The organism is Clostridioides sp. ZZV15-6383 (genome assembly GCF_020657735.1).
GTDB classification, from domain to species: Bacteria; Bacillota; Clostridia; order Peptostreptococcales; family Peptostreptococcaceae; genus Clostridioides; species Clostridioides difficile_D.
The window spans coordinates 1-14,183 of sequence record NZ_JAGWCV010000068.1; the positions used below are offsets into that span (position 1 = coordinate 1).

The following is a 14,183-nucleotide window of genomic DNA, read 5'->3' on the forward strand; positions in this document are numbered from 1 at the left end:
ATATAATATTATTGATATTTCTGAAATTTCACTATTTTTATTTTTAGTTTTTAATGATTTATATAATATTTTTTATTATATATTTTAATTTTTCTTTTAATTTATAGTCATTTTTATTACATTTTTTGATATTTAATTTATTGTTTATGTCCATATTTTTGTCAAATTTTGTATTACTTCTCGCTAGATTATTTAACAATTTTTCTTAAATTCTAAAATTAATTAATTTTTTTAAAAATTTTATTTGCTTTTATTTAAAATTTGTGCTATATTAATAGAACAGACTTATTTTTTTAGTTTGTATTTTTTAATAAAGCGGAGGTTTTCTTATAATGAAAAACGGAATAGTAAAATGGTTTAATAATGAAAAAGGATTTGGATTCATATCTGTAGAGGGAGAAGATGATGTTTTCGTACATTTCTCAGCTATACAAAATGATGGATACAAAACTTTAGAAGAAGGCGAAAAGGTTAGCTTTGATATAACTCAAGGCAATAGAGGTCCTCAAGCTGAAAACGTAAATAGAATATAATTATTTAATTTAAATATATATATTTTAAAAAAGGAGCTATCGAGGGCTCTTTTTTGTTGTTCATTCTATTTATTGCTCATTACAAAAAATAAAAAGTTACTTTAAAAAGTATCAAACTTAAAACAACTTTTTTAAAATAACTTATTATATTATAATATATACTATTAATATAAAATCCTCTATTTAATTTTATCAGATATTATTAAACATAACTCTCTTAAAATTTTACAGGCTATTACAGTTGATACACCTGTAGTATCATAATCAGGGCTTAACTCTACAATATCACAACCAACTATATTTATATTAGAATTTTTTATAATTTTAAAAATTTCTTGAAATTCTCTATAATTTATACCACCAGGTTCTGGTGTACCTGTTCCTGGAAATACAGACGCATCCAATACATCTAAATCTATAGTCAAATAAATATTCTTTCCATTTAGCATATTAACTATATTTTCGAATGTATCTATTCCTCCTATTTCCATATATGTGTGTTTTTGCTCTGTCGCAAATTTAAATTCTTCTTTCGTACCAGATCTTATCCCAAACTGAAATATTTTATTATCTCCTATAATATCCCATATCCTTTTAATTACTGTTGCATGAGAATTTTTACTATTATTGTATTCTTCCCTTAAATCTGTATGAGCATCAAAATGAATTACATATATATCATTATACTTTTCATATACCGCTTTAAAAGCTGGTAATGTAACTAAATGCTCTCCTCCAATCATAAATGGAACCTTTGAATCTCTAACAATCTTATATGTTTCTTGATAGATTTCTTTTAATACTTGTTCTGTGTTTCCAACACTAATTTCTAAATCTCCATAATCACATATATCATAATCTTCTAAATCCAAGTCTAAAAAAGGGCTATACGTCTCAAGACCATAAAACTCTTTTCTCATATAACTACTTGCAAATCTAGCTCCAGGTCTATTAGAAGTTGTTCCATCAAATCCAACACCAAATACTATCAGATTAGATTCTTCATAATTTTTGTCCATACTCATAAAGGTATTCATATGATAGAAATTATTATTCATCTAACATCTCCTTTACATATTGTGGCAACATAAATGAACCTAAATGTATATTGCTATTATAATATTTAGTTTTTAAATTTAATTTCTCCCATCCATCTTTATCTTGATTTTTTATAGGATTGAATTTTTTTGAAGCAAATCCAAACAGCCAATGACCAGATGGATATGTTGGTATATGTGCTTGATATACTTCAGATATTGGAAATATTTCTTTTAACTTCTTATTAGCTCTTTTCATTTCTCTAGCATTGAAGTCAAAATAAGGACTTTCACTTTGATTTACCAAAATCCCATCATCAGTCAGCACTCTGTAACAATCCCTATAAAAATCAGTTGAAAAAAGACCTTCTCCTGGTCCTATTGGGTCAGTTGAATCTACGATTATCAAATCATAAGATTTATCCTGAGCACACTTAACAAAATTAACACCATCTTCAAAATATAAACTTACTCTTTTATCATCTAATTTACATGAACAGATATCCATATATTCTTTAGATACATCTACAACCATTTTATCTATTTCAACCATATCAATCTTTTCTATTTGAGGATAACGGCTTAATTCTCTTACTGTACCACCATCACCTCCACCTATGACTAATGCTTTTTTGATGTCTAAATTTGTAGCCATAGGAACATGAGTTATCATCTCATGATATATAAACTCATCTTTATACGTTACCATCATTAATCCATCTATCGTTAAAAACTTTCCAAATTCATCACTATCGTATACATCTATCCTCTGAAATTGGGACTTACCCTCAAATAGATGCTTGTTTACTTTTATAGAAAATCTTACATTTTCTGTCCATTCTTCTGTATACCAAAGTTCCATATAATAATCCTCACTTTCTCTTGTATATTTTAGACTGCTTCTGGTTTATGAGTAATCTTACCCAAATCTTTTTTTGAGTATTTTTTAATTTTTGTAGTTAAACCTCTTGGAATTTCTGTGGACTCACTTCTTTCTGACTTTAAAAGTTGTTCTAATAATTCAAAACTTTTCCATGTGTCTATATCACCACAAGTGAAAAAATCCGCTGCTGCATAACCATATTCAGGCCATGTATGTATTGTCAAATGAGATTCAGCAATTATAACAGCTCCTGAAACCCCCCCAAGGATTAAAATGGTGGAATACAGAATCAACGATTGTAGCTTTTGCATTTAGTGCTGAATCATTCATAAAATTTTCTATAAGACGTAGGTCTTTAAGTACATTTTCATCACAATTATAGTATTCTACTAGTATATGTCTGCCTAGTGTTTCAAATTTCATTTCAATCCCAACTCCTTTATATTTTTAATAAACTCTTAGCCTCTAAAAATAAATCACTTTATTTTATTACAAGTATTCTATCTAAGTTTTTATCTTGCACATCTGTTAGATATGCATTGCTATTTTTTAAGAAAATAATATATTCCATAATTTCTTTTGTTATTAACTCACCTGGAGCAACAATTGGTATTCCTGGTGGATATGCCATTATTGATTCTCCACAAATTCTATCTATACACGAATTAATTTCTACACTTTCTTTTGGTGCATAAAAAGCTTCTCTTGGATTGAGCTTAATAGTTGGGTTTATTTGAACCATATTAAATTCATTTAATGTTGCTTCTTTTCTATAAACATTTGAAATTATAGAAAGTGCTTTTACTAATCTATCTATATCTGATTTATTTGTCCCAATAGATACAAGTGCCAGAATATTGTACGAATCTCCTAATTCTACTTGAATTGAAAAATTTTTATATAATAAATCGTAGACTTCAAATCCAGTTAAATTTAATTCTTTTACATTTATACATAATTTTGTTTCGTCTATAAAGTCAGCACCTTTTTGTTTTAATATTTCAGTAGATAGTACCTTTATTCCATTAATTTTATTTAATCTAGATTTTGCATACTCACAGCTACCATATCAGCTCCCAAGCTTATTGCAGAAGGAGGTAAATCTAAATGAAATGGAAAATGAGCACCATGAGCTTCATCCACTAACACTAAAACATTATTTTTATGACATAGCTCTATAATACTCTCAAGGTCTGCGCAAACCCCATAGTAAGTTGGATTAAGAAAAAATAATGCTTTTATATTACAATCTTTTTCTATTTCTGTTTTAACTTTTTCAAGAGTAATATTTAAACTTATACCTAGTTGTTCATCAAATTCCGGTTGTATAAATATTGGTATTCCTCCACAAAGTATTAATGCATTTATCACCGATTTATGTATATTTCTTGGGAGTAATACTTTTTCACCTGGATTTATCACACTTAAAATCATTGCATGTATTGCTTGAGTTGTTCCATTAGTTATAAAGAATGCTTCATCAGCCATATATGCTTGTGCTAACAAATCCTGAGCATTTTTTATAACTCCATTTGGGGCAGATACATTGTCCATAGTTGGTGATGAATTTATATCCATTTTCATGAGATTTTCACCTAGATATTTATTTAATATATCTACACCTCTATTTCTTAAGTGTCCAGGTACATCAAAACAAGCTATATCTTTTTCTGAGTATTCCTTTAGCGACTCTAATAATGGAGCACACTCATAGCTTAATTCAACTGCATTTGCGAACTCACTATCCATGATTTTGAATTCATCCCCTCTCTATATTCAAATATTTTTAATATTTATTATTTATTATTTCTATTTTTTATTTTTACTTTTATTAAACTCATGATATTTATTATATTAACATTTGAATATTTTTACAAGTGTTTTTTTGAAGTTATACAAAAACATCTACATTAGTTATATCAATATTTATAAACTTTTTTATTTTTCGTTGTTTATATTAATTTTTTCAAAAATTAGTATTTATAAACTTTTTTATTTTTTATTTTTTTAGTACTTTTGTTTTTTTGAGATTTAGTAAGTTTTTGAGTTTACTATTTTTAATTTGTAAGTATTTTATTACTAAACTTTTATATTATTCTTATTTCATATATTAAAATTACTAGTTTAGTTAGACTAAATAATTTTCCTATTTTTTCATTTTAATTTTATATTAAAATTTATTTTCTTAATTTACATATACTGGTCTTAATATCCCTATTTTATCATAGTACTTTAGAGTTTTTGCTTATATTTTTGATTAACTTTATTCTTAGTTTAACTTTAATAATTAACAAAAAATAGAAAAATCATATAAAAAAATAAAGAGAAACTTTATAAAAGCTTCTCTTATACCATCTCTGCTATAGGTATCGTTTTCCAATGTTCTCTCAAAATTCTTTCAACATTTTCTAAATCATTCTCTCTCATAGATTTTACTATATCAATATGTTGATTATTGCTGTATGACAGCATTTTATATAGCTCATCTTCATTATCACTAGTATATGACTTTGACATAAAATTATATCTTAAAGAGTTTAATAGATTTATTAACACTTGATTCTCTGATTTAGCTATGTATATATCGTGAAATTCATTACTTAATTTTAAATAGTTATTGTAATTTTTATACTTTATAGAGACCGTCATCATTTCTGTTAATTCTTCCATTTTTATTAAGTCTGATTCAGTTAAATTTTGTACTGCTGAAGAACCTGCTAATGCATCCAATACTCCAATTACAGAATAGGTGTCTAATTTTTCCTTTTCTTGAAATTCTTTTACTACAAATCCCTTATTAGGTATCTTTTCTAGTAAATTTTCACCCGCTAATCTCGTTAGTGCTTCCCTCGCCGGTGTTCTACTAACTCCGATAGATTTACAAATCTCAGATTCAGTAATTCTCTGATTAGCTTCATACTCTCCATTTTGGATTTTCTTTGATATATAGTCATATACTTGAGTTGTAAGTGGATCTACCTTCATAAGACGCTCCTCCATATTAAGATTATAAAAGTTAAATCTCCCTACAACTTTGGTAGAGAGGTTAGTTTTATCTTACTAATTTATATAATATCACAATTATGATATTTTTTATACTTCTTTGTAATATTTTGAAATACTAAAATTCTTATAATAATTTACAAAAATGGATTGTCTCAAAATAGAGATAAGCCTTTTTTTCATTGTTAAAATGATGAAAATATATTTGATTTCATACAAAAAAGAGTGCCTCATCAACTAAAAAGTTCATTTTGAGACACCCACTTCTTTTCTATTTATTTTTTCTAAACTCACATATTTAATTTACTTTAAAAACTCTAAATGATTTAGAATCTAAATCTACTTTCAATTTATTATTTTCAATTGGTATACTGTTACTTACCTTCTTAGAGCTATACTTTATAGATATTTCCTCAATAAAACTTCCTTCTATATTTAATGATACACTTTCAATATTCTCACTTCTATTTACTAAAATTATTATTCTATCATTGTCCTCATTAAATCTAATAAAGGCAAACACAGAGTCATTTCTAGTATATATGAATTCTGTACTTCCAGAACTTAAAAGTTTATTCTTATTTCTAATTTTTATAATATCCTTATAGAAGTTAAGCATATCTTCATCTTCATTTTTCCATGGATATGTTCTTCTATTGTCTGGGTCGACACCTCCACAAAGACCTGCTTCATCCCCATAGTATATATATGGTACTCCCTCAAATGTCATCTGTATAGCTACAGCAAGCTTCACTAAATCTCCATCATTATTTAATTCAGTTTTAGCTCTTGTAACATCATGTGTTCCAATTAAATTTAAATTAGACTTAAATGATTCTTTTGGATAATTTTCCTTAATCTGCATATATCTATTACAAAGTTCACATGAATTAATTTCTCCTTTTAAGAAAGAAAACATGTTATTTCTAAAAGGATACCCCATAACAGAATCTAATTCTTCACCTAATAGATAACTTCTTCTTTGACCATAACTAATCTTATTTGATGCATCTTCCCATACTTCTCCTATAAGAATTGAATCGTTATCAGCTTTTTTTAGTTCCTTTTTTAGCTCTCTTATAAACTTAGTTGGTAATTCGTCTGCAACATCTAATCTCCAGCCCTTAACACCCATATCTATCCACTTGTTTATAACACTATCTTTATCATATATTATATAATCCATATAACTATTTTCTAATTCATTTATATTTGGCAATGTCTTAACATCCCACCAACTTTTATATTTTTGAGGGAATTCTTCAAACATATACCACGAATAATATGGAGATTCCTTTGATTGATATGCTCCTAAGCTATTATAGTTTCCATACATATTAAAATATTTACTATCTGCTCCAGTATGACTAAAAACACCATCTAATACTATTGATATATCTTTTTCTTTTGCTTTATTAATAAGCTCTTTAAATGTATCTTCATCCCCAAACATTGGGTCAATTTTTTTATAGTCACCTGTGTCATACTTATGATTACTAGAGGCTTCAAATATAGGGCTTAGATATAGTATACTTACACCTAATTTTTTTAGGTATCCAAGTTTATTGATTATTCCTCTTAAATTTCCACCATGGAAATCCCATCTTATAATATCCCCTTGACTATCCTTTATGTACATAGGTATATCTTCCCAATTTCCATATATGAAACTATTTTTTTTAGGATTATCAACCTTACCATTACGATTCCCATTATTGAACCTATCTACAAATATATGATAAAGTATTCCTTCTTTGTACCATGTTGGTACTTTAAAATCTTTGTAAACAGTGATTTGATATTTATTAATATCATTATAATTATATTCACAAGAGTATCCATTATCTCTATTCTTTCCATAAAATAGGGTCTTTTTATAACCATCTATTTCAACCTCAACTTTAAAATAATAAAAATAAACACCTGTATTATCAAATTTTTCAATCTTACCATAAAAGCATTTTCCAAGTTTATCATTATCTACTTCTTCATTTAAAGTTATTGTTTTCATTTCTTCTTCTCTATTTATTTCTAGGGAAATAGACTTGACATTATATCCCTCATTTACTTTAACATAAATGGTCAATTCCTCATCAAATTTTAAAGCTCCAAACGGAGCCTTAAAATTTTTATCCCAAGAGTTATATTCTATTACATTTTGCATTTAATCACACCCTTTTAAACCAAATGTCTTTTGCATACTCAGAAATTGTTCTATCTGAAGAGAAAAATCCAGAGTTAGCTATATTAACTAAAGACATTGTATTCCATTTTTCTTTATCTCTATATAACCTGTTTATATCTGCTTGAGCTTGACCATAATTTTCAAAATCTCTTAATACAAAATACTCATCATTGTAAGTAGTAAGTGCATTATAAATACTTCTTCCTTCTTCACCTAAATTTGGAATAAATCCATTTATTAAGTCATCTACTACCCTTTTTATATCCATATTAGAATGATACAGGTCAAGTGAAGAATATCCACCATACTTATTATAATTTAGTACTTGTTCTGCACTAAGCCCAAATAAAAACATATTTTCTTTACCTACTTGTTCACATATCTCTATATTTGCACCATCAAGTGTAGCCAAAGTTATAGCACCATTCATCATAAACTTCATATTGCTTGTTCCAGATGCTTCCTTTGTTGTAGTTGAAATTTGCTCACTAACATTTGCTGCTGGTATTATTATCTCTGCTAATGATACTCCATAATTCTCTAAAAATACTACTTTTAACTTATCTTTTACTCTAACATCATTATTTATAGTAGTTGCAACAGAGTTTATAAATTTAATTATACATTTAGCTAAATAATATCCTGGTGCTGCTTTTGCTCCAAATATAAAAGTTCTCGGGTCAAGATTTAGGTTGGGATTATCAAGCAACTCATGATACATATGAAGTACATTAAATATATTTAACAACTGTCTTTTATACGCATGTAATCTCTTAACCTGAACATCAAATATTGAACTTGGGTCTATATTTAAATCGTATTTACCTTTTATAAACTTTGCTAAATTTACTTTATTATTGTATTTTATATCATCAAGTCTCTGTAAAACAGAAGAATCATTTTTAAATTTTTCAATGTTTTTTAACTGCAAAGTATCCTTCTTCCACGAATCACCAATTAAATCTGTAATTAAATTACTAAGTTGGGGATTTGAACTTATAAGCCATCGTCTATGTGCAATTCCATTAGTCTTATTATTAAATTTATTTGGCTCATCTTGATAGAAATCTTTCAATACCTCAGTTTCAAGAATATTAGTATGAAGCTTAGCAACTCCATTTACACTGTGACTTGTGACAATACATAAGTTTGCCATGTTGATGTTGTCCCAGTCTATTATACTCATTCTTTTTATTCTATCTTGGTCATACCCTTTATTATTTAATTCCTCTACATACCTTCTATTTATTTCTTCTATTATCATATAAATTCTAGGTAATAGTTCTTTCATCATACTTACAGGCCATTTTTCCATTGCTTCTGACATTATAGTATGATTAGTATAAGATACTGTTTTTTTAGTTATTTCCCATGCTTCGTCCCAAGATAGGTCTTCTTCATCAAGCAAAATTCTCATAAGTTCTGGTATACATAAGGTAGGATGTGTATCATTTATATGAATTGCTACCTTATCAAATAAATTAGTGATATTAAATTTATTCTTTTTATATTTTCTTATTATATCTTGTATCCCTGCACTTACAAAAAAGTATTCTTGTTTTAATCTCAATAACTTGCCTGCATAATTTGAATCGTCTGGATACAATACCTGCGATATTTCCTCAGTATAATACTTATGTTTTAAAGCCTCTTCATAGCTACCAGAATAATTTAAAGCATTTGAAGTAAGTTCACCAAAATCTCTCTTTGGTATTTCACTTTTAAACAATCTTAAAGTGTTTATACATTGATTTTGGTATCCTATTATTGGTATATCATAAGGCATTGCCATTACAGGAAGGTAGTTTTTATGAATTACTTTTAAATGACTACCTTCCTTGATTAATTCTACCTCACCACCAAACTTCACCATTGTTGCTTCATTTGGTCTTACAGTTTCCCACGCATATCGTCCTTCTATAAGCCAGTTATCAGGTACTTCTACCTGATAACCATTTACAAATTTTTGTTCAAATAGACCATATTTATATCTTATTCCATATCCTTGACCACTTATATTCAAAGATGCCATAGAATCTAAAAAGCAAGCTGCTAATCTACCAAGACCACCATTTCCTAAGGCTGGGTCTACTTCAGCTTCAATTAAATCATCTAAGTTAATTCCTAACTCTGATAAACCTTCTCTAACTTCTTCTTCAATATCTAAATTTAGTAAGTTAGATTTTAATTGCCTTCCTATTAAAAATTCCAAACTAAAATAATAAACTTCTTTTTTCTTATCCAACTTTGTAGCAACCCATTTTTTTGCTATTTCATCTTTCAGTAGACTACATAATACATTTAACAATTGTTCATCAGTAGCTTCCTTGATAGATTGTGCATATAAGCTATACATTTTCACTTCAAATTTTTGCTTGAATTTCTTTTTGCTTATTGTTACCAAAAAAACCACTCCTTTAATCACATATGTCTTTATATGTTTCTATATACTCCTTAGCTGATTTTTTCCAACTATTATCTGTGTTCATTGCATTTTCAACTAATTTCATCCATTTTTCTTTATCTTTGAACACTTTGATTGCATTTTGCAAACAGAAAAACATCTCATGAGCATTGTAATTTTTAAAACTAAATCCATTACCTTCACCAGTAAACTTATTATAAGGTATTACAGTATCTTTAAGCCCTCCAGTTTCTCTAACTATTGGCAAAGAACCATATCTCATAGCCAACATTTGCCCTATACCACAAGGCTCAAATAGTGATGGCATTAAGAACATATCACTTGCAGCATATATCTGCTGAGCCAATGATGAATTAAAAGTAATTCTAGCTGATACTTTATCTGAAAAATTAGAATCATAATAATTGAACATTGACTGATATTGATGCTCTCCAGTTCCTAAAATAACAATCTGTAAATCTTCTCTCATAAGTTCAGGCATCATATACGCTATTAAATCAAATCCTTTTTGAGAAACCAATCTTGAAACTATACCTATCAATGGAATAGATGAATCTTTTTTAAGTCCCAATATATCTTGTAATCTCAATTTATTTTCTATCTTTTTATCAATAGAATCTACATCATAATGAACAAATATATCTTTATCTTTTGCAGGGTCGTTTAAATCATAATCTATACCATTTAATATACCTTTTAATTTTTCTGATTCTTTTCTAAGTAGTCCATCTAATTGTTCACCATAAAAAGGTGTTTGTATTTCATTTACATAAGTAGGACTAACAGTTATAATTTTGTCTGCAAAATTTATTCCAGCTTTCATAAAATTTATTGAACCATAATATTCTATATCTCCATTATCAAAGTATTTTTGAGGTAAATCCAATATATCATCTAAAACATACTTATCAAACACACCTTGATATTGCAGATTATGTATAGTATACATAGTTTTTATATTTTTATACCCCTCAAGGGTTGCATATCTTTCTTTTAGAATTAATGGTAACATACCTGTATGCCAATCATTTATATGTATTACATCTGGATAAAAATCAATTCTACTTATAGCTTCTAAGACAGCATCTGTAAAGAAAGTATACCTTTCTGCATCATCTCCATACCCATAGATGCTCTTTTTTTCATCTTCTCTTCTAAAATAAAATTCATTATCTATAAAGTAAAATTTTACACCATCTAATTCCATTTCTAAAAGACCACAATATTGATTTCTCCATCCAACACGTACACTAAACACAGCTATTTCTTTTAGTTGATCTTTTAAATAACTTGGTATAGTTGAATATTTAGGCATTATCACCCTTACATCTACACCTTCTTTTTTTAATTCTTTAGGCAATGCATAAGAAACATCTCCTAATCCTCCAGTTTTTGCAAAGGGCCAACACTCTGCTGTTACATAAAAAACTTTCATTAGTCACTCCCCCTTCTAAAAAATTTATTTATATATTTGTATTCTTTTCTACTACAAGAGGATATTTTTCATCTCCTCTTAACTCTTTCCCATTTGATACACTTGTATTTTTATCTAATATTGCATTGTATAATTTTGCATTTGACTTTATTACACAATTTTGCATTACTATTGAGTTTTCTATAACTGTTCCTTTTTCAACATTGACCTTTCTAAATATGATACTATCTTTTACAGTACCTTCAATTAAACAACCAGATGCTATAAAGCTATTTTCTACTTTAGCACTATCTGTATAAATTGTAGGAGATTCATTCTTTTCTTTTGTAAATATCTTTCTTTCAGAATACAATAATTCATCAGCAACTTCTAAATTTAATAAATCTTTGCTCATTTCAAAATATGATTCAACAGAATTTACACATTTTAAATATCCTGTATATTCATAAGCTCCTATTTTCATGTTTTCTGCTTCTTCAATAATGAATTCTTCTAAATAACAATAACTACCTTTATTTACAATATTATATATACATTCAACAAAATCTTCACGCTTCATAATATACGTTTCCATACATATATTTGCTCTAGGGAATTTACCCAAATTATTTCCAACATTTATTACCCTATTGTTACTGTCTAAATTTAGAGTTAAGTTACCATCAAAATCTTTATTTGCATTATTTACATTTTTATATATTATAGTTATATCATTATGAGATTTTTTATGATATTCCAAGGCCTGAGAATAATTTAAATTGCATAACATATAGCTTGGAGCTATTAAAATATATTCTTCTTCACTCTTTTCTATATAATCTAGATTAGCCAAGATAGTATATATGTCACCTTGTCTATGTGAGTAAGTATTTCTATACTTAGTGTTTTCTGGACTAAAAATTGATAGGCCACCTTTTTTTCTACTTAAATCCCAATCTTTCCCACTACCTATATGGTCTGTCAATGATCTGTATTTTTCCTTTGCGAATATTCCAACTTTAGTGATTCCTGAATTTATCATGTTAGATAAAGCAAAATCTATTATTCTATATCTTCCAGCTATTGGCGTAGATGCTATTGGTCTTCCATAGTTAAGTTTATTTATTACTGGGTCTCCTTTTTTGTTTAAATTTATTATCCCTAAACATTCATTTCTCATTTTAAAGACCTCCTTCTATTAATACGCATCTAGGTTCGATATTTTCATACTCAGAAACTACATTTATTTCATTATTTACATTTTTTATCTGAACATTATCATTTATAGTTGCACACTCACCTATCATAGCTTTTTCTATAGTTACATTTTCACCTATTACAACGTTTGGCATTATTACTGAATCAATTACTTTACTTCCTTTGCCAACGACAACCCCATGTGATAATACAGAGTTACCTACTTCACCTAAAATTCTACAACCATCTGCTATCATTGATCTGTGAACATTTGCATTTTTGCCTATATATTGTGGAGGCATTGCCATAGTATTTGTATATATCTTCCATTTAGGGTCTGCTAAATCAAGTGTTTCTGGAGACTTTATTATATCCATATTAGCATCCCATAGACTCTGTATAGTTCCTACATCTCTCCAGTATCCCTTAAATGGATAAGCATACGTTCCAACATTATCTTCTAACATTTTAGGTATTAAATTCTTTCCAAAATCATCATAATTTATTTCTGGATTTCCTTCTGCTTCCTTAAAATAACTTCTCAACATTTTCCAATCAAATATGTACACTCCCATAGATGCCAAATTACTCTTAGGTTCACTTGGTTTTTCTTCAAATTCATAGATACTTGAATCTTCATTTGTATTCATTATCCCAAATCTAGAAGCCTCATCCCAAGGAACTTCAATTACTGCTATTGTAGCCTTAGAACCTTTTTCCTTATGAAATTTCAACATTTTACTATAATCCATTTTATATATATGGTCACCAGATAGTATCAATACATATTCTGGATTATAAGTATCTACAAAATCCATATTTTGATATATTGCATGTGCTGTACCATTATACCAATTTCCCTCTTTTTCATTCATAAATGGCTGTAAAACATATACACCACCATTTATTCTGTCCAAATCCCAATGACTTCCCATACCTATATGTGAATTTAATATCAGTGGTCTATATTGAGTTAAAACACCTACAGTATCAATACCAGAGTTTGAACAATTACTTAATACAAAATCGATAATTCTATACTTGCCTCCAAATGATACGGCTGGTTTGGCAATTCTTTTTGTAAAAACTCCTAATCTTGAACCTTGCCCTCCTGCCAAAATCATAGCTAACATCTCTTTTTTCATTTAATGACACTCCCCTCATCTAGTAATTAATATTTATAATTGCATTTTTACTTTTATAAACTTTATCAGTCAATAAATGTTGTATATAGTTGTATATAAATGTTGCTTAAATAATACCTTAATAAAAATAAAATAATATCAACTAAACAATTGATATAATGTATACCCCGTGATTAACCTATTGACGTATACATTATTTTCCATAAGCACTATAGTATTTATTAATATTCAATTATCAGTTAAAAAATAATACAAATTTTATTTTATAAATATAAAAAATATTTTTTATAAATTTTTTATGGCATATAAACATACTTATTTTTTATTTGTTAAATTCATGATAGTAAAACATAATTTAATA

General features: G+C 27.6%; 11 protein-coding genes and 1 pseudogene. 1 reads left to right on the forward strand and 11 read right to left on the reverse strand.

The window, feature by feature from the left end:
• The first annotated feature begins 332 nt into the window (after nt 1-332).
• The gene (locus KGF42_RS16935) at nt 333-533 is read left to right on the forward strand and encodes a cold-shock protein (protein WP_003418660.1); all 201 of its coding nucleotides are present in this window, start codon (nt 333-335) and stop codon (nt 531-533) included.
• Between the two features lie 179 nt (nt 534-712).
• Here the strand turns inward: KGF42_RS16935 and speB are convergent, their stop codons facing one another.
• From speB to KGF42_RS16990, 11 genes and pseudogenes are all read right to left on the reverse strand, one after another.
• On the reverse strand, nt 713-1,591 hold the full coding sequence (gene speB / locus KGF42_RS16940; protein ID WP_079739952.1) for an agmatinase: 879 nt from the start codon (nt 1,589-1,591) through the stop codon (nt 713-715).
• Nucleotides 1,584-2,432 carry a polyamine aminopropyltransferase gene (gene speE / locus KGF42_RS16945; RefSeq protein ID WP_227826751.1) on the reverse strand — a complete coding sequence of 283 codons (849 nt, stop codon included), beginning with the start codon at nt 2,430-2,432 and terminating at the stop codon, nt 1,584-1,586. The genes speB and speE overlap by 8 nt, the downstream gene beginning before the upstream one ends.
• Nucleotides 2,433-2,461: 29 nt before the next feature.
• Nucleotides 2,462-2,876: pseudogene (gene speD, locus KGF42_RS16950) on the reverse strand (adenosylmethionine decarboxylase).
• A 58-nt stretch (nt 2,877-2,934) separates the two neighbouring features.
• Nucleotides 2,935-3,195 carry a hypothetical protein gene (locus KGF42_RS16955; RefSeq protein WP_255643569.1) on the reverse strand — a complete coding sequence of 87 codons (261 nt, stop codon included), beginning with the start codon at nt 3,193-3,195 and terminating at the stop codon, nt 2,935-2,937.
• Nucleotides 3,196-3,488: 293 nt separating this feature from the next.
• Nucleotides 3,489-4,202, reverse strand: a complete 714-nt coding sequence (locus KGF42_RS16960; protein WP_227823099.1) for an aminotransferase class I/II-fold pyridoxal phosphate-dependent enzyme — start codon at nt 4,200-4,202, stop codon at nt 3,489-3,491.
• A gap of 597 nt (nt 4,203-4,799) precedes the next feature.
• On the reverse strand, nt 4,800-5,438 hold the full coding sequence (locus tag KGF42_RS16965) for a GntR family transcriptional regulator (RefSeq protein WP_227823100.1): 639 nt from the start codon (nt 5,436-5,438) through the stop codon (nt 4,800-4,802).
• Nucleotides 5,439-5,754: 316 nt separating this feature from the next.
• Nucleotides 5,755-7,620 (reverse strand): glycoside hydrolase family 13 protein, encoded by a 1,866-nt coding sequence (locus KGF42_RS16970; RefSeq protein WP_227823101.1) that lies wholly within the window; start codon nt 7,618-7,620, stop codon nt 5,755-5,757.
• A 4-nt stretch (nt 7,621-7,624) separates the two neighbouring features.
• The gene (locus KGF42_RS16975; protein WP_227823102.1) at nt 7,625-10,045 is read right to left on the reverse strand and encodes a glycogen/starch/alpha-glucan phosphorylase; all 2,421 of its coding nucleotides are present in this window, start codon (nt 10,043-10,045) and stop codon (nt 7,625-7,627) included.
• Between the two features lie 13 nt (nt 10,046-10,058).
• On the reverse strand, nt 10,059-11,501 hold the full coding sequence (gene glgA, locus KGF42_RS16980) for a glycogen synthase GlgA (RefSeq protein ID WP_227823103.1): 1,443 nt from the start codon (nt 11,499-11,501) through the stop codon (nt 10,059-10,061).
• A 28-nt stretch (nt 11,502-11,529) separates the two neighbouring features.
• Nucleotides 11,530-12,660 (reverse strand): glucose-1-phosphate adenylyltransferase subunit GlgD, encoded by a 1,131-nt coding sequence (gene glgD / locus KGF42_RS16985; RefSeq protein WP_227823104.1) that lies wholly within the window; start codon nt 12,658-12,660, stop codon nt 11,530-11,532.
• A gap of 1 nt (nt 12,661) precedes the next feature.
• Entirely contained in the window at nt 12,662-13,822 is a 1,161-nt protein-coding gene (locus tag KGF42_RS16990) for a glucose-1-phosphate adenylyltransferase (protein ID WP_227823105.1), read from the reverse strand.
• Nucleotides 13,823-14,183 lie beyond the last annotated feature (361 nt).

What these genes read in the sequence shown, in the direction of transcription:
- KGF42_RS16935 (WP_003418660.1), top strand. Translation starts at nt 333, where the DNA reads ATGAAAAACGGAATAGTAAAATGGTTTAATAATGAAAAAGGATTTGGA.
- speB (WP_079739952.1), bottom strand. Translation starts at nt 1,591, where the DNA reads ATGAATAATAATTTCTATCATATGAATACCTTTATGAGTATGGACAAA.
- speE (WP_227826751.1), bottom strand. Translation starts at nt 2,432, where the DNA reads ATGGAACTTTGGTATACAGAAGAATGGACAGAAAATGTAAGATTTTCT.
- KGF42_RS16955 (WP_255643569.1), bottom strand. Translation starts at nt 3,195, where the DNA reads ATGGTTCAAATAAACCCAACTATTAAGCTCAATCCAAGAGAAGCTTTT.
- KGF42_RS16960 (WP_227823099.1), bottom strand. Translation starts at nt 4,202, where the DNA reads ATGGATAGTGAGTTCGCAAATGCAGTTGAATTAAGCTATGAGTGTGCT.
- KGF42_RS16965 (WP_227823100.1), bottom strand. Translation starts at nt 5,438, where the DNA reads ATGAAGGTAGATCCACTTACAACTCAAGTATATGACTATATATCAAAG.
- KGF42_RS16970 (WP_227823101.1), bottom strand. Translation starts at nt 7,620, where the DNA reads ATGCAAAATGTAATAGAATATAACTCTTGGGATAAAAATTTTAAGGCT.
- glgA (WP_227823103.1), bottom strand. Translation starts at nt 11,501, where the DNA reads ATGAAAGTTTTTTATGTAACAGCAGAGTGTTGGCCCTTTGCAAAAACT.
- glgD (WP_227823104.1), bottom strand. Translation starts at nt 12,660, where the DNA reads ATGAGAAATGAATGTTTAGGGATAATAAATTTAAACAAAAAAGGAGAC.
- KGF42_RS16990 (WP_227823105.1), bottom strand. Translation starts at nt 13,822, where the DNA reads ATGAAAAAAGAGATGTTAGCTATGATTTTGGCAGGAGGGCAAGGTTCA.